Annotated in this window: 14 protein-coding genes; 3 read left to right on the forward strand and 11 right to left on the reverse strand. The window is 66.2% G+C overall.

Features of this window, described 5'->3' with window-relative positions; genetic code table 11:
* Positions 1-2 precede the first annotated feature (2 nt).
* From rpmA to VUN84_10685, 3 genes are all read right to left on the reverse strand, one after another.
* Complete coding sequence (gene rpmA / locus VUN84_10675; GenBank protein ID XAS62794.1) at positions 3-266, reverse strand: 50S ribosomal protein L27; 264 nt, start codon at positions 264-266, stop codon at positions 3-5.
* 61 nt (positions 267-327) lie between these two features.
* The gene (gene rplU / locus VUN84_10680) at positions 328-636 is read right to left on the reverse strand and encodes a 50S ribosomal protein L21 (protein ID XAS62795.1); all 309 of its coding nucleotides are present in this window, start codon (positions 634-636) and stop codon (positions 328-330) included.
* Between the two features lie 516 nt (positions 637-1,152).
* On the reverse strand, positions 1,153-4,365 hold the full coding sequence (locus VUN84_10685; protein XAS62796.1) for an Rne/Rng family ribonuclease: 3,213 nt from the start codon (positions 4,363-4,365) through the stop codon (positions 1,153-1,155).
* Positions 4,366-4,839: 474 nt separating this feature from the next.
* Here VUN84_10685 and VUN84_10690 point away from each other — a divergent pair, with 474 nt between their 5' ends.
* The gene (locus tag VUN84_10690) at positions 4,840-5,511 is read left to right on the forward strand and encodes a vitamin K epoxide reductase family protein (GenBank protein XAS62797.1); all 672 of its coding nucleotides are present in this window, start codon (positions 4,840-4,842) and stop codon (positions 5,509-5,511) included.
* Positions 5,512-5,645: 134 nt separating this feature from the next.
* On the opposite strand, the gene ndk is transcribed toward VUN84_10690, so the two are convergent.
* From ndk to ileS, 4 genes are read right to left on the reverse strand one after another with little or no spacing between them, the layout of a single operon-like run.
* Positions 5,646-6,059, reverse strand: coding sequence for a nucleoside-diphosphate kinase (ndk, locus tag VUN84_10695; GenBank protein XAS62798.1), 414 nt, complete (start codon positions 6,057-6,059; stop codon positions 5,646-5,648).
* Between the two features lie 55 nt (positions 6,060-6,114).
* Entirely contained in the window at positions 6,115-6,558 is a 444-nt protein-coding gene (locus tag VUN84_10700) for a DUF4233 domain-containing protein (GenBank protein XAS62799.1), read from the reverse strand.
* Positions 6,559-6,561: 3 nt separating this feature from the next.
* The gene (locus VUN84_10705) at positions 6,562-7,920 is read right to left on the reverse strand and encodes a folylpolyglutamate synthase/dihydrofolate synthase family protein (GenBank protein ID XAS62800.1); all 1,359 of its coding nucleotides are present in this window, start codon (positions 7,918-7,920) and stop codon (positions 6,562-6,564) included.
* Positions 7,921-7,923: 3 nt separating this feature from the next.
* Positions 7,924-11,301, reverse strand: coding sequence for an isoleucine--tRNA ligase (gene ileS, locus VUN84_10710; protein XAS62801.1), 3,378 nt, complete (start codon positions 11,299-11,301; stop codon positions 7,924-7,926).
* A 329-nt stretch (positions 11,302-11,630) separates the two neighbouring features.
* Here ileS and VUN84_10715 point away from each other — a divergent pair, with 329 nt between their 5' ends.
* Entirely contained in the window at positions 11,631-12,674 is a 1,044-nt protein-coding gene (locus tag VUN84_10715) for an endonuclease/exonuclease/phosphatase family protein (GenBank protein ID XAS62802.1), read from the forward strand.
* Positions 12,675-12,693: 19 nt separating this feature from the next.
* Here VUN84_10715 and VUN84_10720 read toward each other — a convergent pair whose 3' ends face one another.
* Entirely contained in the window at positions 12,694-13,467 is a 774-nt protein-coding gene (locus tag VUN84_10720; protein ID XAS62803.1) for an SDR family oxidoreductase, read from the reverse strand.
* Between the two features lie 114 nt (positions 13,468-13,581).
* Here VUN84_10720 and valS point away from each other — a divergent pair, with 114 nt between their 5' ends.
* Complete coding sequence (gene valS, locus VUN84_10725) at positions 13,582-16,200, forward strand: valine--tRNA ligase (GenBank protein XAS62804.1); 2,619 nt, start codon at positions 13,582-13,584, stop codon at positions 16,198-16,200.
* Between the two features lie 97 nt (positions 16,201-16,297).
* On the opposite strand, the gene VUN84_10730 is transcribed toward valS, so the two are convergent.
* The 3 genes from VUN84_10730 to clpX form a co-directional block, all read right to left on the reverse strand.
* Positions 16,298-16,591, reverse strand: a complete 294-nt coding sequence (locus VUN84_10730; GenBank protein XAS62805.1) for an antibiotic biosynthesis monooxygenase — start codon at positions 16,589-16,591, stop codon at positions 16,298-16,300.
* A 564-nt stretch (positions 16,592-17,155) separates the two neighbouring features.
* Positions 17,156-17,788 carry a DsbA family protein gene (locus VUN84_10735; protein ID XAS62806.1) on the reverse strand — a complete coding sequence of 211 codons (633 nt, stop codon included), beginning with the start codon at positions 17,786-17,788 and terminating at the stop codon, positions 17,156-17,158.
* 132 nt (positions 17,789-17,920) lie between these two features.
* Positions 17,921-19,201, reverse strand: coding sequence for an ATP-dependent Clp protease ATP-binding subunit ClpX (clpX, locus tag VUN84_10740; GenBank protein XAS62807.1), 1,281 nt, complete (start codon positions 19,199-19,201; stop codon positions 17,921-17,923).
* Between the last annotated feature and the right edge of the window lie 115 nt (positions 19,202-19,316).

A 19,316-nucleotide genomic window follows, 5' to 3' on the forward strand; every position in this document is an offset into this window, starting at 1 on the left:
TGTTACTCTGCAGCTGCAGCAGCCACAATGTTCACAACGCGGCGACCACGGCGGGTGCCGAATTCGACAGCGCCGGGGGTCAGTGCGAACAGGGTGTCGTCGCCGCCACGGCCAACGCCGGCGCCCGGGTGGAAGTGGGTGCCACGCTGGCGGACGATGATCTCGCCTGCGGAAACTACCTGGCCGCCGAAGCGCTTGACGCCGAGGTACTGGGCGTTTGAGTCACGACCGTTGCGAGTGGAACTCGCGCCTTTTTTATGTGCCATTTGGAAATGCCTGCCTTAAAATTCTGGGGAATCTGCTGAAAACCTGAACAGTAACGGTACGTTACTTGATACCGGTGATCTTGACCTTGGTCAATTCCTGACGGTGACCCTGGCGCTTCTTGTAGCCGGTCTTGTTCTTGAACTTCTGGATGACGATCTTGGGACCGCGAAGGTCCTCAAGGATCTCAGCCGTAACCGTTACCTTGGCCAGGTCCGAAGCTGCAGACGTGACCTTGTCACCGTCCACCAGGAGCAGTGCGGGCAACTCAAAGGTGCTGCCGGCTCCACCGGGGACGCGGTTCAGGGTAACGAAGTCTCCAACGGAAACCTTCTCTTGGCGGCCGCCTGCGCGGACAATCGCGTACACCACTGGGGAACTCACTTCTCTCGACGTTTATTACTAGATTTGCGTGCGGAACCTGGGTCCAAAGGTGATGGTCCGGCTCACGCTGTGCCTCTACGCCGGTGGGTTCCCCGGGGGAACCCATGAGCTATCCCGTGGACATTCGCACTCGAAATCAAGTGGAGCGTCCTCAAGGTCATAACCCAAGTGTTGGCGTAAGCACCGAAGATCTAGACTACGCTAATTTCGCCTTCGGCCGCAAATGAGGCTGGTTCCGAAGTGGGGTACGTGATAAGCGGCACCCTGTATGGACGGGGCGATGCTGCAACGACTTCCGGAACCGTGCCTAACCATCGTACAGGCTCCCCGTCACGCAGCAGCTCAGGCGCGCAGCCGCGGCGCGTCGGGAACCTCAGGGAGAGCTCCCGGGCCCTCCGCCCCCGGACTGATAGCTGCTTAACGAGGCCGCGGGCGCGGTCCGGAGTTCGGGACAACTGCTCCCGGTCCGGACCGCACCCGCGGCCGTGCTGGCGTGCTGCCGGGTCAGAGCTCGGACGCCGGAACACCGACGCCGAGAATGATCGGTTCGCTCGAGGCACGTTTGGCTACCGGCGCGGCCGGGGCTTTGGCCTCGTGCACCGCAACGGCTGCCGCCTGCGGAGTCTCCCGGCGTTGTTCCACCGACGTCTCATTGGCGGCACCCTGGGCGCGGCTGGCACTGCGGTTGCGGCGGCCGCGGCGCGGCCGGGACGTTCCGGCGTCAGCCCCGGTCCGGGCTGCGGCTGCCGGAGCCGTAGTTGCCCGCTCCTGCACGGCGGGCTCCTGGCCGGACGGCAACTGGCCTGCCTGCTCCTGGTCTGCCGGCTTCTGGTCTGCCGGCTTCTGAGCCGGCGAGGCCGCGTCGGCCGCGCCGAGGTGGGCGAAGGCCTCGGTCAGCAGGTCCAGGGTCAGTGCCGGCGATGCGGCCTGGTCGGCGTGCTCCACGAACGGCAGGGCGACCTGGTCGCCGCCGAAGGTCAGCACGGCACCGGGACGACCGGCCGCTTCCTCGGCTGCCGCTAGCTCCACGGCGGCGTCGACGGCGGCCTGGCGGGCTCCGGCCTCTGCAGCGGCGGCTGACTCCCCGTCATGCAGGTGGGCGGCGTGGGCAGCGGCTGCGATGTTTGCCAGCGCGGCGCGGGTTGCCTCGGCCTTGGCGTGGCGCTCGGCGTCGGTCGGTTCGGTGTGCACCGCTGCCGGGGCGGTCTGCTCGTCTGAGCCCTGGCCGCCCCGGCCGCGGCGGCGGCTCTTACGTTCGGTGCGGGCGGCCGGCTGCTGCTCAGTGCGGGGCACGTGGTGCTCGGCGGCCACCACGTTGGCGCGGCGGTGTTCCACAGGCTCGTCGTGGGTGACGATGCCGCGGCCGGCGCACGCTTCGCACTCCTCGCCGAAGACTTCCAGCAGTCCGGTGCCCATCCGTTTGCGGGTCATCTGCACGAGGCCCAGCGACGTTACTTCCGCCACCTGGTGCTTGGTCCGGTCCCGGCCCAGGCACTCCACCATGCGGCGCAGCACGAGGTCGCGGTTGGATTCGAGCACCATGTCGATGAAGTCGATCACGATGATGCCACCGATATCGCGCAGCCGGAGCTGGCGGATGACTTCTTCGGCCGCTTCGAGGTTGTTCTTGGTGACGGTTTCCTCCAGGTTGCCGCCGCTGCCGGTGAACTTGCCGGTGTTGACGTCCACCACGGTCATGGCTTCCGTACGGTCGATGACCAGGGAGCCGCCGGAGGGCAGGAAGACCTTGCGGTCCAGGGCCTTGTGGATCTGCTCGTCGATGCGCCAGGCGGCGAAGATGTCCGTGTCCTTGGTCCACTTCTCCAGCCGGCCCACCAGGTCCGGGGCCACGTAGGTGACGTAGGCCTCGATGGTGTCCCACGCTTCCTCGCCGGAGACGATCAGCTTGGAGAAGTCCTCGTTGAAGACGTCACGGACAACCTTGATGGTCAGATCCGGTTCGCCGTAGAGCAGCTCGGGTGCCAAAAGCTTGGTCGACGTCGACTGGCTCTCGATGCCCTCCCACTGGGCCCGGAGGCGGTTGATGTCGTGGGTGAGCTCTTCCTCGGACGCGCCCTCCGCAGCGGTGCGGACAATGACGCCCGCATCCTCGGGCAGGCGGTCTTTGAGGATCCGCTTGAGGCGGTTGCGTTCGACGTCGGGCAGCTTACGGGAGATGCCGGTCATGGAACCGCCGGGGACGTACACGAGGTAGCGTCCGGGCAGTGAAATCTGGCTCGTGAGGCGGGCGCCCTTGTGGCCGACCGGGTCCTTGGTGACCTGGACCAGGACGGGGTCGCCGGACTTCAGCGCGTTCTCAATCCTGCGCTGCTTGCCTTCAAGGTTAACGGACTCCCAGTTGACTTCGCCGGCGTAGAGGACGGCGTTGCGTCCGCGTCCGATGTCAACGAAAGCGGCTTCCATGGACGGCAGCACGTTCTGGACTTTGCCCAGGTAGACGTTGCCGATCAGGGAGTCCTGCTGGGTCTTCGAGACGAAGTGTTCGGCCAGCACACCGTCTTCGAGGACGCCGATCTGGATTCTGTCGTCGCGCTGGCGGACGATCATCTGGCGGTCCACGGATTCCCGGCGGGCCAGGAACTCGGCCTCGGTGATGACGGTACGGCGGCGGCCGGTGTCGCGGGATTCGCGGCGGCGCTGCTTCTTTGCTTCGAGCCGGGTGGATCCCTTCAGGGACGTGACGCGGTTGTTGACGGGAGCCTCGGTGGCAGCGCGGGGTGCGCGGACCCGGGTCACTGTGTTGGGCGGATCGTCGTCTTCCCCGCCCGTCAGCTCCAGGTCCTGCTCACCACGGCGGCGGCGCCGGCGGCGGCGGGACGTGACGCCGTCCTCAAGCTGCTCGCCGGTGTTTTCGTCCGCTTCGTCGTCCGCGTCCTCGGACTCGTTGTCGGCGTCCGGCTCGCTGGTGTCAGATCCGCGGCTGCTGCGTCCACGGCGTCCCCGGCTGCGGCGCCGGCGGCGGCTTCCGGCGTCGTCGCCTTCACCCTCCTCCTCAGTTTCTTCTTCGTCAGCTTCTGCCGTGGCGGCAACCGGGGCAGGGCGGACGGCAGCGGTCAGGTCCGGCGCCTGGAAGATCATGGACGAGAGCATGCCTGGCTCCAGGAAGAGTGAGGCGGCGGAGGGCACGTCGGCGGCACCTGCCGCGACGCTCTCTGCAGGCGCTGCGGGGGCCGCTGGAATTGTCTCCGCGGCTGGGCTTTCCGCGGCGGGCGTTTCGGCGGCGTGGTTCCCGGCAGCCGGAGTCTGGGCAGCAGGCGTTGCCGCGGCAGGGGCGGCCGACTTGGCGCGGCTGGCCCTGCGCCGGACCGGCTTCTCCACCGGCGCGTCTGCCGTTTCGGCGACGGTCGTTTCCACGTCGGCGGCTGCGGGCCCTGCGGATGCCTCGTCAACGAAAACCGGCAGGGTTTCGGCCGGTTCGGTGACCTTGCGGGTGCGTGAACGCCGGGCGGGAGCTTTCGCTTTGGCTTCGGGGGCGGGAGCCTCCGCGGCGGGAGCGTCGGCAGCGGCGGCCGGGACTGCTGTGTCCGCCGCGTCGGTTGCCGTTTCTGCTGTGGGTCCGCTCTTGGGAAGGGCCTTGCGGCGGGTCCGGAGGGGCCGCTTCGGCGGCGTGACCGCGGCCGGCGCCTCTCCTGCTTCTGCGGCGTTCCCGGCGACGCGCGGTTCTTCATTGCCTGTTACAACCTGGTCATGATCCATATGTGGCGACACTCCTGCCCCTGACGTGCCGCCACATCCGGCACCCGTGAGGGCAATTATTTGTCAACACCCGCGGGCATTGACAGAAGTCAATTGGATACCCTCAGGTTCGCACCGGCAGTGGGGTGCGGCAGCCCTGGAGAGCCGGCGGAAATGTTCGAAAACCCGTTGATCTACTCATCACAACCAGGTGCCGTCCAATGGAATTGCGGGACAGCCTGGACCAGAGGATCCGACGCGTCCTGCTCATCATTGGCGGTCTTGGAAACAAAATCGCCGGACCGGGACCCGGATGTGGATCGGGTTCCAGCCACGATCATTGTCTCACAAGAGCCGTCAAAGCAGGCGTAAGCCAGGCATCCGGACGTGGGTCTGGACCGAATGCCTTAGGAGAGCTCCACGGCGCCCGGGGTCCACCCAGCCGCCGGCGATACAATCAAAACCAGTTGTACCCGACCGAAGGACAGTCAATCCATGCCCAGCATCTCCAGTGCCACCGGCGAGGCAGCCGCGCGGCAGCACGGTCCCAGCACCTCCGTTGCCGACCGGCCGCTGCCCCCGATGACCCGGGTCCGGCCGTTCGCGTGGCTTCTGCTGATCACCGGCGTCGTCGGCTGGCTTGCCTCCGGGGCCCTGGTGCTGGAGAAGCTCGCGGTGCTTAAGGACCCCAGCCACGTAACGGTCTGCGATGTGAACCCGTGGATCTCCTGCGGGCAGGTCATGCAGACCTGGCAAGGTTCGGTGTTCGGCTTCCCCAACATGTTCATGGGCATCGTGGCGTTCGCGGTCGTCATCACCACAGCGATGGGCATGCTCGCCGGGGCAACGTTTGCGCGCTGGTACTGGCTGGGCCTGCAGGCCGGAGTAACCCTCGGGTTCGCATTCGTGGTCTGGCTCTGGTCGCAGGCGCTGTACTCCATCCACATCCTCTGCCCGTTCTGCATGGTTGTCTGGGCTGCGATGATTCCGATCTTTGTCTGGGTTACCGTCCGCAACGTGTCCCACGGCGTCCTGCCATTGCCGGCCGGTCCTGCCCGGATCGTGGGCGACTCCGGGTGGATCGCCGTCGCGCTGCTTTACGTCGCTGTGGTGGCGTCCATTTTCTTCGCCTTCATCCAGGTCTTTATCGGAACCTCAGGATATTAAGGCAACAACAGCCGGTTGATCCGCCTCCGGCGGTCCGGCCGGATCACCGCGCTGAGATGACAGCTAAGGCCAATGTTCGCGATGAACATTGGCCTTAGCTGTCACCTCGACGGGTGCGGGGGTTCGAAAGACTCCTAGAACCAGATCTTGATCTCGCGCTCGGCGGATTCCTCCGAGTCCGAGCCGTGGACCAGGTTCTGCTGCACCTTCAGGCCCCAGTCGCGGCCGAAGTCGCCGCGGATGGTGCCGGGGGCCGCCGTCGTGGGGTCGGTGGTGCCGGCGAGCGAGCGGAAGCCCTCGATGACGCGGTGGCCCTCGAAGATCGCGGCGACGACGGCGCCGCTGAGCATGAATTCGACGAGCGGCTCGTAAAACGGCTTGCCCACGTGCTCTTCGTAGTGCTGTTCGAGGAGTTCACGGCTCGCGTGTACCTTCTTGAGTTCGGCCAGGGTGTAGCCCTTGGCCTCGATGCGGGCGATGATGCTGCCCGTGAGGTTCCGGCTGACGCCGTCGGGCTTGATCAGGACGAGGGTGCGCTCAATGCTCACAGTTGCTCCAATGTGTTGGGGTGGGGTCCGGGCTTAGTTTAGTTGGTCGCAGCGTTTAGTTCGTCGGCTCGTTGGGGTGGGATTCGTCCCAGGCTGCCTGGTCGCGTTCGCGCTGGGCGGCTTCGCGGTCTATCCGGATACCGGTGCGGATCCCGTACCACCAGGCCACCGCGAAGAGCGCCCCCACCAGGAACATCGCCGGTTCCAGGATGCCGGTCAGGATCAGCACAACTTGCAGGACCCAGCCCAGGCCCACGCCCCACGGTTTGGCGAGGACCGCGCAGGTGAAGACGAAGACCAGCGCCAGCACGATCCCGACGGAGAAAATAAGGACCGGCGCGAACTCGTCGCGCCGGAGCCCGAACACCGTGAGGGTGCCGAAGAGCACCACGAAGGCCTCCAGCAGCAGCACCGTCGAGGCGAACATGGCTTTGGTGGAACGGCGTTTCTTGGGCATCCCGGGACGCCAATCGCGCTGGGCCTTGGTGAGTTTCGCCATGGTCTAGGCGTCCGCCTTTCCGAGCAGGATCCGGGCTTCCGCGACGAGCGTGATGGAACCGGTGACGAGGACGCCGCCGGAAAGGTCATCATTGGCTTCGGCGCGTTCCACGGCCCATTCGAGGGCGTCGTCGAGTTTCTCGGCCACGTGGATGTTGTCCTCGCCGAACCCGAGGTCGAGGGCGAGTTCCGCAAGGTCCTCGGCGGGCACCGCGCGGGGCGAGTTGGACTGCGTGAAGCAGTACTCGGCGGCCAGGTCGCCGAGGGATTCCTTGAGCTGGCGGAGGATTTCCTCGGCGTCCTTTTCCCGCAGGACGCCGACCACCACCACCAGTTTCGTGAAGCTGAACGCTTCGTGGATGGCCTCGGCGGAGACGCGGATGCCCTCGGGGTTGTGCGCGGCATCCACAATGATGGTCGGCGCGGTGCGCACCACCTCGAGCCGGCCGGGCGAGGTCACGGAGGCGAACGCCTCCTGCACGAGCCCGGCGTCGAGCGGCTTTTCCGCGCCGAAGAAGGCCTCCAGCGCGGCGATGGCGACGGCGGCGTTCTCGGCCTGGTGTGCGCCGTGCAGCGGCACCAGGAGATCCTCATAGCGTCCCGCGATGCCCTGGATGGTGACCATCTGGCCGCCGACGGCGACGGTGCGGGCCTCGACGCCGAATTCGACGCCTTCGAAGCGGAACGGAACGTTCGTTTCCTTGGCCTTCTCTAACAGCACCTGCGCGGCGTCCCGGGGCTGCGCGGCGCTGACCAGGAAGCCGCCGGGTTTGATGATGCCGGCCTTTTCGTACGCGATGTCCTCCGTGGTGTCGCCCAGCAGCTCCGTGTGGTCCAGCGAGATGGGAGTAACCACGAAGACCTGGCCGTCGCCGACGTTGGTCGCGTCGGTGATGCCGCCCAGGCCCACCTCGATGACGGCGACGTTGACGGGCTGGTCGGCGAAGACCGCGAAGCCCAGGATGGTGAGGCACTCGAAGTACGTCAGCCTCGGCTGGCCCTCGGCTTCGAGTTCGCCGTCCACGATGGCCAGGTACGGGCGGATCTCGTCCCAGATCCGGACGAAAGTCTCATCCGGCACCGGGGCTCCGTCGATGCTGATCCGCTCGGTGACCCTGGACAGGTGCGGGCTGGTGTAGCGCCCGGTGCTCAGCCCGTGCGCGCGCAGCCCGGCCTCGATCATGCGGGCGGTCGAGGTCTTACCGTTCGTGCCGGTGATATGGATGATCGGGAACGCCTTGTTCGGCTCGCCCAGAATGTCCATGGCCCGGTGCAGCGGGGCCAGCCGTGGCTCCATCTTGTTTTCCGGCGCCCGCCCCAGCAGTTCGGCGTAGACGCTTTCAACGGAAAATTCATCGGTCATGGATTATGCCCCTGCTTCAACGGTTACTTTTGCGACGACTACCTGTGGTTCGTTGACCTCACCGGGAACGGTGTCCAGCTCCACGGTCAGGGTTTCGGTCTTGACCAGGTCTGCGTGGGCCAGGAGCGCCCGGACGGTGCCCGGCGCCGCGGTGACGGTGGTGCGGATCCGGTCGCTGACGTTCAGCCCGGCGTCCTTGCGGGCCTGCTGGATGGCGCGGACCAGGTCGCGGGCCGTTCCTTCCGCTTCCAGTTCGGGGGTGACTTCGGTGTTGAGCACCACGAAGCCGCCGCCGGGCAGGACTGCGGCTGCCCGGGAGCCTTCCCCCTCGGCCGCCGCGGCCACCACGGTTTCCAGGGAATATTCCTGCGGTTCGAGTTCCAGGCCGCCGGAAACAACAACCCCGTCGACGCCGTCGATTGTTTGCACAGACCAGTTCCCGGATTTGGCGCCCTTGATGGCCTGCTGGACGTTTTTGCCCAGCCGCGGCCCGGCGGCCCGGGCGTTGACCACGAGCTTCTGCTCAATGCCGAACTCCTCCGGGGAGGCGCTCTCGGCGTCGAGCAGGCGGACCGAGCGCAGGTTCAGTTCGTCGGCGACGACGGCGGCGAAGCCTTCCAGCGCGTCCGCGCCGGGTGCCACCACCGTCAGTTCCTGCAGCGGCAGCCGGACCCGGAGGTTGGCGGCCTTGCGCAGCGAGGAGCCGGTGGAGCAGATCTGCTGGACCCGGTCCATGGCCTCGACGAGCCCGGCGTCGGCCGGGAACAGGTCGGCGTCCGGCCAGTCGGCCAGGTGCACGGAGCGCCCGCCGGTGAGGCCGCGCCAGATCTCCTCGGAGACCAGCGGCAGCAGCGACGCCGAGACCCGGCACACTGTCTCCAGGGCGGTATAGAGCGCGTCGAAGGCGTCGATGTTCTCATCGAAGAAGCGCTGGCGGCTGCGGCGCACGTACCAGTTGGTGAGCATGTCCAGGTAGCCGCGCAGCGCGTCGCAGGCACCGGAGATGTCGTAGCCGTCCAGCCGCTCAGTCATGGCCCGGACCAGGTCCCCGGTGTTGGCCATCAGGTACTTATCCAGGGTGTCGGCGTAGCCGTCGTAGCGAAGCTTCGCGTCGTAGCCCGACGCTTTTCCATCCACAGCGTTCGAGGCGTTTGTGTACAGCGTGAAGAAGCTGTACACGTTCCACAGCGGCAGGATGACCTGGCGGACGCCGTCGCGGATGCCCTGTTCGGTGACCACAAGGTTGCCGCCGCGCAGGATGGGGCTGGACATCAGGAACCAGCGCATGGCGTCGGATCCGTCCCGGTCCAGGACCTCGGAAACGTCCGGGTAGTTCTGGAGGCTCTTGGACATTTTCTGCCCGTCCGAGCCCAGCACGATGCCGTGGCTGATGACGTTGCGGAAGGCAGGCCGGTCGAACAGGGCGGTGGAGAGGATGTGCAGCATATAGAACCAGCCGCGGGTCTGGCCGATGTATTCGACGATGAAGTCCGCCGGATTGTGGGTGTCGAACCATTCCTCGTTCTGGAACGGGTAGTGGACCTGGCCGTACGGCATGGAGCCGGAGTCGAACCAGACATCCAGGACGTCTTCGACCCGGCGCATGACGGACTGCCCCTCCTCCGGGGTACGCGGGTCGTCCGGGTTGGGGCGGGTGAGCTCGTCGATGAACGGCCGGTGCAGGTCCACCTGGCCGTCGTTGTTCAGCGGCAACCGGCCGAAGTCGGCCTCGATCTCGGCGAGCGAGCCGTAGACATCCGTGCGCGGGTAGTCCGGGTCATTGGACTGCCAGACCGGGATGGGGCTGCCCCAGTAGCGGTTCCGGCTGATGGACCAGTCGCGGGCGTTGGCGAGCCACTTGCCGAACTGGCCGTCCTTGACGTTGCCGGGGATCCAGTTGATTTCCTGGTTCAGCTCGGACATGCGGTCCTTGAACTTGGTGACTTCCACGTACCAGGAGGACACTGCCCGGTAGATCAGCGGATTCCGGCAGCGCCAGCAGTGCGGGTAGCTGTGCTCGTAGCTCGCCTGGCGGACCAGCCGTCCCTGGGCGCGGAGCACCTGGGTGATGGGCTTGTTGGCTTCGAAGACCTGGAGCCCGGCGATCCCGGCAAGGTCGCCGTGGCCGAAGAGCGGCAGGAACTTCGCACCCTCGTCCACTGAGAGGACGACCGGGATCCCGGCTTCTTCACAAACCTTCTGGTCATCCTCACCGTAAGCGGGCGCCTGGTGGACGATCCCGGTGCCGTCCGTGGTGGTGACGTAGTCAGCCACCAGGAAACGCCAGCCGTTCTCGGTGCCGTACTTCTCGGTGTCGGAGAAGTAATCCCAGAGCGGCTCGTAGGTCAGCCCTTCGAGCTCGACGCCGGTGTGCCGGGAGGTGACAGCTGCCTCCGCAGCCGCAACGCCCTCGGCGCCGTCACCGTAGCCGAGGTCCTTGGCGTAGGCGCCCAGGAGGTCCGCGGCGAGCAGGAACCGGCCGGTGACGGGCGCTTCAGCCGCCGCGGCCTTGACCCCATGCGGGCCGGCGGGCAGCACCGCGTAGGTGATGGCGGGCCCGACGGCGAGCGCCAGGTTGGTGGGCAGGGTCCAGGGCGTGGTGGTCCAGGCCAGGGCCTGGACGCCGGCGAGCTGTTGGGAGAGTGCGGACTCCCCCGCCGTGATGGGGAAGGTGACCGTGACGGTCTGGTCCTGCCGGTTCTTGTAGACGTCATCATCCATGCGCAGTTCATGGTTGGACAGCGGCGTCTCGTCCTTCCAGCAGTACGGCAGCACCCGGTAGCCGTTGTAGGTCAGGCCCTTCTCGTGCAACTGCTTGAAGGCCCAGAGCACGGACTCCATGTACTCGACGTTGAGCGTCTTGTAATCGTTCTCGAAGTCCACCCAGCGCGCCTGGCGGGTGACGTAGCTCTGCCACTCGTCGGCGTACTTCATCACCGAGGCACGGCAGGCGTCGTTGAACTTGTCGATGCCCATGGCTTCGATCTGGGTCTTGTCCGTCATGCCCAGCTGCTTCATGGCTTCGAGTTCGGCGGGCAGCCCGTGGGTGTCCCAGCCGAAGCGGCGCTCGACGCGGCGGCCGCGCTGGGTCTGGTAGCGGCCCACCAAGTCCTTGGCGTAGCCGGTCAGCAGGTGGCCGTAATGCGGCAGCCCGTTGGCAAATGGCGGGCCGTCATAGAACACGAACTCGTTGCTGCCGTCTTCACCAGCATCGCGCTGGTCGATGCTGGCCTGGAACGTACCGTCCTCATCCCAGTACTTGAGGATGCGCTCTTCGATCTCCGGGAACTTCACGGAGGCGGATACGCCTGCGGCGGTGGAAGCAGAGCTGGTGGCGCCTGCGCCGGACGGAGCGGCGGAGGCCTTCGGGTAATAAGTCATCTCGACATCCTGGGTTGAGCTGGTGAACAAATGGATTCATTCAGGATGCGAGGACGGCCCCTGCGTTCTCTTTAGGAGAACACCTGCACCGCGGTACCACCTCACTTACCGCCACCGGACCCCCGCGCAAGGAGGGAGCACCGGCGTCGGCCGCTCATTACTGCTGTGACGGGCTTACCCGTCCGGTTCTACCGGCCCTGGCGCGCTGTTTCGCATAACGGCTGCGGCGCCGGGGCGTTCTTCCGGAAGCTCACCGGTGATGGCCGGGTCAAAGCTGTTAGAAGAAGTCTAACAAGTGTCACGGGCACGCAATGCCTACACTGGGTCCCATGATGTTCCGGACCCGGGGCCACGGCGCCTCCCCCCGACGGCCTGCCGGCCGCGCACATGCCGGCTGGCGGTGGATGGCGGGGCTGGCGGCAGCGCCGGTGGTGGTGGTTTCCGTCTTCCGCGCAGTACCGCGGGAATGGCCCACCACGGCAGTGCAGTTGGTGTCCTTCACCCCGTGGCTGGTGGTGCCTGCCGGCGCCTCGCTGGTGTTTGCGGTGCTGGGCCGGCGGCGGTGGATGGCCGGTGCCGCGGCAGGACTTGTGGCCGTGCAGATTTTTTGGCTGGTTCCGCTGGACTTTGCGCGGGCCTCGCCCGGCCCGGAGGCCGCGGCGCACACCGGCGGCGGCGTGGTGGACATCCGGGTGATGAGTCTGAACGCCAAGCTCGGCACAGCGGATGCTGCGGAGATTGTCCGGCTGGTCCGTGAGAACGGCATCACGGCGCTGATGCTCCAGGAATATACCCAGGCCCTGGAGGACCGGCTGGCGGTTGCCGGCCTGTCAAACGCCCTCCCAAACAGGATCAGTGCCCCCGCGGGCGGCGCCGCCGGAAACGCGGTCTACTCCGTCCATGACCTGACGGCTGAGGGGACGGTCCCGGACTCGCATTTTCCGATGCCCATGATCCGGGTCACCGCCGGGTCCGCGGAACAGCGGGCGGTCGTCGAACTGACGAACGTCCACACCCGCGCGCCCGTGGGCGTGGGTCTGCCGAAGTGGCGCAGTGACCTGGCAGCCCTCGGGAAGCTGACATCCCGGCCGGGGAACGTGGTGCTGGCCGGGGACTTCAACGCCAGTTACGACCACGCCGAGTTCCGCCGGCTGCTGGCGGGCCGGGGCGGGGCGGGCGTGGACGTGGGGACAGCCCAGGGTGCCCGGCTGGTCCCCACCTGGCCGATGGATGAGGTGCTGCTTCCCGGCATTACCATCGACCATCTGGTCACCAGCACGTCCGTGCGCGGCTCGGCGTACACCGTGCACCGGGTGTCCGGAACGGACCACGCCGCCATCATCGCGACGCTCTCCGTCCCGGCCACCGGGTGAGAGCTGAGCGCCCTGAGCCCTAGTTCTTGCGGATCACCTTGAAGTTGGAGGCCTGCGCCACCGGGCGGATGACGATCTGGTCCAGGTTGACGTGGTGCGGCGCCGTGACGGCGTACCGGACGACGTCGGCGACGTCCGCCGCGGTGAGGGGCTTCGCGACCCCCTGGTAAACCTTGGCGGCGGCACCCTGGTCGCCGAGCCTGTTCAAGGAGAACTCCTCCGTCTGCACCATGCCCGGCGCCACCTCGATCACGCGGAGGTTGTGCTCGGCCTCTTCCAGGCGCAGGGCGCCGGTCAGGGCGTGCTGGGCAAACTTCGCCGCGTTGTAGCCGGCGCCGCCCTCATAGGCGGACAGTCCCGCCGTCGAGGTCAGGTTCAGGACGGTGCCTTCCCCATCGGCGCGCAGCATCGGCAGGAAGGCCCGGATGAGTTTCATGGTGCCCAGGACGTTGACCTCGAACATCCATTCCCAGTCCGCGGTCCGCGTTTGGGCTACCTTATCCGCGCCGCGGGCGCCGCCGGCGATGTTGATCAGCGTGTCGATCCCCCCGGCGCGGGTGACCTCGTCCACCAGCCGGTCGACGGCCGCGTCGTCGGTCACGTCTGCCGGAAGCGCGACGGCGCCGGTTTCGGCGGCGAGCGCCGCCAGCCGGTCCGCGCGGCGGGCGACGGCAAAGACCGTCCAGCCCTCCGCCCGGAGGGCGCGCACGGTAGCCTCGCCGATTCCGGTGCTGGCGCCGGTGACAACTGCTGCTTTGGCTCGGGGTGATGTGTGCTGGATTCCCTCAGTCATGGCACCACCCTAGTAGACCGAACCCTCCCGCCGATCCACCGGAACCAGAAGAGACCCTCCCGCAGATCCGGTCTCCTGTGCGGCTGGCTTCGCCCGGCGTGAAAGAATTGCCGCATGGCTGAAGACACGCAGGGTACAGACACGCCCACCACCGCCCCCATCAATGTTCCGGACAAGCCCGCCCTGGAGGGACTGGAAGGCGCCCTCACCCGGCGCTGGCTTGAGGAAGGGACCTACAAGTTCAACCCGGACACCACCCGGGAGCAGGTCTACTCGATCGACACTCCCCCACCCACGGCGTCCGGTTCGCTGCACGTCGGGCACATGTTCTCCTACACCCAGACCGACGTCCTGGCGCGCTACCAGCGCATGACCGGCAAAAACGTCTTCTACCCGATGGGCTGGGATGACAACGGCCTGCCCACCGAGCGCCGCGTGCAGAACTACTTCGGTGTGCGCTGCGATCCCACCACCGCCTACGACGCGGACTACCGGCCCCCGGCGGAGCCGGCCAAGAACCAGCGCGACTTCGACGTCGTCTCGCGCCGGAACTTCATCGAACTTTGCGAAGAACTCGCCGTCGAGGACGAGTTGGTCTTCGAACACCTGTTCCAGACACTCGGCTTGTCCGTGGACTGGGACCTCACCTACCGGACCATCGATGAGAAGTCCCGCGCCATCTCCCAGCGCGCCTTCCTGGCAAACCTCGCCGCGGGCGACGCCTACATGGCCGAGGCGCCCACCCTGTGGGACGTCACCTTCCGCACCGCCGTGGCCCAGGCCGAGCTCGAGGACCGCGAAGTTGCCGGCGCCTACTACCGCTACCCCTTCTTCACCGAAGACGGTGACAAGATCTACATCGAGACCACCCGCCCCGAACTGCTGGCCGCCTGCGCCGCGCTCGTGGCGAACCCTGACGACGAGCGGTACCAGCCGCTGTTCGGGAAGACAGTCACCTCCCCGGTGTTCGGCGTCGAGGTGGAGGTCAAGGCCCACCCGCTCGCCAAGGCGGACAAGGGCTCCGGCATCGCCATGGTGTGCACCTTCGGCGACCTCACCGACGTCACCTGGTGGCGGGAACTCCAGCTGCCCACCCGCGCCATCGTGGGCCGCGACGGGCGCATCATCGGCGAGACCCCGGAGTGGATCGCCACCGACCAGGGCCGCGCCGCTTTCGAAGCCATCGCCGGCAAAACCGTCTTCAGCGCCAAGGAGGCCGTGGTGGAGCTTCTGGCAGCGGCGGACCTCCTCGACGGTGAGCCGAAGAAGATTCTGCACCCGGTGAACTTCTTCGAGAAGGGCGACAAGCCCCTGGAAGTAGTGACCTCCCGCCAGTGGTACATCCGCAACGGCGGCCGCGACGCGGAACGGCGCGAGCGGCTCATTGCCCGCGGCCATGAGATCGATTTCCACCCGGCGTTCATGCGTTCCCGCTACGAGAACTGGATCTCCGGGCTGAACGGGGACTGGCTGGTCTCCCGCCAGCGCTTCTTCGGCGTTCCCGTGCCGGTCTGGTATCCGCTGGACGCCGACGGCAACCCGGACTTCGCGGCACCCATCGTTCCATCGGACGCCCACCTGCCGGTGGACCCGGCCGCGGACGCGGCCCCGGGCTACGAGGAGTCCCGGCGCGACGTGCCGGGTGGCTTCACCGGTGACGCCGATGTGCTCGACACCTGGGCGACCTCGTCCTTGACCCCGCAGATTGTGGGCGGCTGGAGCACCGACGAGGCGCTCTTCGCCAAGGTGTTCCCCTTCGACGTGCGGCCGCAGGGCCATGACATCATCCGTACCTGGCTGTTCTCCTCCGCGGTCCGCGCCGATGCGCTGCAGGATCTCGCGCCGTGGAAGCATGCAGCCATCTCCGGCTGGATCCTGGACCCGGACCGCAAGAAGATGTCCAAGTCCAAGGGCAATGTGATCGTCCCGACCGACGTGCTCGAAGAGTACGGCTCGGACGCCGTGCGGTACTGGGCGGCCTCGGCGAAGCTCGGCGCGGACACGGCGTATGAGATCGCACAGATGAAGATCGGCCGCCGGCTGGCGATCAAACTGCTCAACGCCTCCAAGTTCGTGCTGAACCTGGGCGCCACGGAGAACTCCGTGGTGTCCGGTGACCTTTCGGTGCTGAGCAATCCCCTGGACCGTGCCGTGCTTGCCCAGCTCTCCGACGTGGTCTTCCAGGCCACCAAGGCGTTCGAGAGCTATGACTACGCCCGTGCGCTGCAGCTCACGGAAAGCTTCTTCTGGCACTTCACCGATGACTACGTGGAACTGATCAAGGACCGCGCCTACGGTGCTGCCGGGGATGCCCAGCAGGCCTCCGTGCTGGCCGCATTGGCGACGAGCCTGGACACCCTCCTGCGGCTCTTTGCACCGTTCCTGCCGTTCGCGACGGAAGAAGTCTGGAGCTGGTGGCGCACCGGCTCGGTGCACCGCGCCCCGTGGCCGTCCGCCGTCGAGATCGACGGCGACACCACGTTGCTGGCCACCGTCGGGGCCGCGCTCAGCGGCATCCGCAAGGCCAAGTCCGAAGCCAAGGTCAAGCAGCGCACCGCAGTGCTCTCCGCGACGGTCACTGCATCGGAGTCCCTCACGACGCAGCTCAAGGCCGGCCTGGGCGATCTCAAGGCCGCCGCGAACGCCCGTGAACTGGCTGTGGTTGCTGGCGAGGGTGAACTGACCGTGAGCGATGTGGTGTTGGCTCCGGCCGAGGAACCCGGCCAGGCGTAGACCCGGTCGTCCGCAACGACATGAGGGCCCTCCCGGCCCGGCTTCTGCCGGGCGGAGAGGGCCCTCATTTTATGAGCTGGGTCTCGGTGTCCGAGGCTTAGATCCCGGCCGAGGCCTCGAAGTGTGTCAGCACCGGCGGGGCGGCCAGCAGGTCTCCGAGCGCGCTCGCACCCTCGGCCGCCCGCCAGGCGCGGTAGGCGGAGTCGTGCTCCATGGACGCCCACTGTTCCACCACGAGGATGTGGGCCGGGTTGGTGCTGTCGACCAGCACCTCGACACCGCGGCAGCCTTCAAACGCGCGCGTGTCGGCGAGGATCTCCCGGAGCACGGCAGGCGCCGTGGGCAGGGCGTCCGCGGTGAGGATCAGGTCCAGGTGGGCTGTGACGGGCATGGTGCTCCAATGCTGGGGGTGGAAGAGGACACAAGCAGAACGTGGTCCTGGGCCGGAACATTCCGGGACCTGACCGCTGCCCTGCTATTGGAGCCAACCGCGGCGCCCGCGTGCTTGTTCCTTCCATTGAACCCCATTTGCTCGACGGCGCATTGGCAAGCTTCCAAGCTTTTCCGTCGCTCTCGCTTGCGTTCGCAGTCAGCCTCCGACGGCACCCCCTCCCGGAACAGCCTGAGGGCAAAGGGGAAGCCCCATCAGCGTTTTGCCGTTGGTGGGGCTTCGACTCTTCGATTGCCACGTGACGTCTGAGGCGATCTGGCGGGATCCTCGGATTTTCAGGTCTTCCTACCTCGTCACTGGTAGCCATCATCTGACTTTGCCGGTGGCTGCGTCGGATGAGTGTCACTGAATCTTTGGTTCCTGCGTCCCGCTTCTTTCGAAGTGGGTACTTTCAATTGTGATCCTGCCCTGCCGGCTGCACAAGAGCCCCGGCAGAACTACATGTGTGTAGTTTCGCCGGGGCCCGTGGGCCGTCGTCTGCAGCGGATCGTGGTCCGCCGGGGCCTAGTCGAACGTGGGGCTCTCGGTCCTGCTGCGCTTGATTTCGAAGAAGTACGGGAACGATGCCAGGGATACCGAGGCGTCCCACAACCGTCCTGCGTCTTCGCCCCGGGGGATGCGGGTGAGCACGGGGCCGAAGAACGCCGTGCCGTTGAAGGCAACGACGGGTGTGCCCACGTCCTGGCCCACCAGAGAAATCCCGGCCTCGTGGGTGGTGCGGAGGGCAGCGTCGAATTCGTCGCTTTGGCCCGCCGCCGCGAGGTCCGCGGGAAGGCCAACTTCGGCGAGGGACTTGGCGATGACGGCGTCGATGTCCGTGTTGCCCTCATTGTGGATCTTGGTGCCCATGGCGTCGTAGAGCGCCTTGATGTACGAGGTGCCATGCTGGCCGGCAGCGGCCGTGATGACACGCACCGGCGCCCAGGCCTTCGTGAGGAAGGCCTTGTACTCCGCCGGGAGTTCCTCACGGCCCTCGTTCAGCATGGCCAGGCTCATGACGTGCCACTCGGTGCTGATGTCACGAACGTTTTCAACCTCGCCGATCCAGCGGGAGGTAACCCACGCGAATGGGCACATCGGGTCGAACCAGAAGTCGGCCTTGTTGGTGGTGGAGTCTTGGGTCAGGGATTCAGTCACAGGTGTTCTCCTTCAGGGAAGTCTGCCGGCAAGGGCGTGCTGCCATAGCTCGAAACCGTGGCTGCAGCACGCAGGCACGTCACAGGTAACAGCAGGCGGCGCGGGCAGTTTATTCCGCTTGAGCAGCTGGGATCAGGCCGACTTACGGCGTTTGACGTCATGCGCGATCAGCGTCGGCGCCGCCTTGCTGGAGACGACGTCCTCGGTGATAACCACCGTGGCGATATCGTCCCGGCTGGGCAGGTCGAACATGACCGGGAGCAGCACTTCCTCCATGATGGCGCGCAGGCCCCGGGCCCCCGTACCGCGTTCCAGCGCCTGGTCGGCAATCGTGTTGAGTGCCTCCTCGTCGAAGACCAGCTCGACGCCGTCCAGCTGGAACATCTTCTGGTATTGCTTCACCAGGGCATTCTTCGGCGTGGACAGAATTTGGATGAGTGCTGTCCGATCCAGATTGGAGACAGTGGTGATGACCGGGAGGCGGCCAATAAACTCCGGAATCAGCCCGAACTTCAGGAGGTCCTCGGGCATGACCTCGCCGTAAGAGTCGGTGTTGTTTTTGACCTCATTGAGCGGGGCGCCGAACCCAATGCCCTTGCGCCCGGACCGCGAACCGATGATCTCCTCGAGACCAGCGAAGGCGCCGGCGACGATGAACAGCACGTTGGTGGTGTCGATCTGGATAAATTCCTGATGCGGGTGCTTGCGGCCGCCCTGCGGCGGAACCGACGCGACCGTCCCCTCAAGGATCTTGAGCAAGGCCTGCTGCACGCCCTCACCGGAGACGTCCCGGGTAATGGAGGGGTTCTCGCTTTTGCGCGAGATCTTGTCAATCTCATCGATGTAGATGATGCCTTGTTCGGCTTTTTTGACGTCGTAGTCGGCGGCCTGGATGAGCTTAAGCAGGATGTTTTCGACGTCCTCGCCGACGTAGCCGGCCTCTGTCAGCGCGGTGGCATCAGCCACGGCGAACGGGACGTTGAGGCGCCGGGCAAGGGTCTGGGCGAGGTAGGTCTTGCCGCAGCCGGTGGGACCGATGAGGAGGATGTTGGACTTGGCGATCTCGACGTCGTCGTGGTGCACGCCCTCGGCGAGGCTGCCGCTCTTGGGGGCGTGGCCGGCCTGGATGCGTTTGTAGTGGTTGTAAACGGCGACGGCGAGGGACCGCTTGGCGGGTTCCTGGCCGATCACATATTCCTGCAGGAAATCAAAAATTTCGCGGGGCTTGGGCAGCTCAAAACTGCCCAGATCAGCTACTTCGGCGAGTTCCTCTTCAATGATCTCGTTGCAGAGTTCAATGCATTCGTCGCAAATGTAGACGCCGGGCCCGGCAATGAGCTTCCGGACCTGCTTCTGGCTCTTTCCGCAGAAAGAACACTTCAGCAGATCCGTGCTCTCGCCAATCCGAGCCATATGTGAACCCCTTTAGTATCTTGCTGCCGGCTGTCCTACTCCTGCGCAGCGCTGCACCCATTTAGTGAAAATCACGGGCCGGCCTGTCGGAGACCAGCCGTGACATGTTCCACTC

It is taken from the genome of Micrococcaceae bacterium Sec5.8 (assembly GCA_039636775.1).
Lineage (GTDB): Bacteria > Actinomycetota > Actinomycetes > Actinomycetales > Micrococcaceae > Arthrobacter.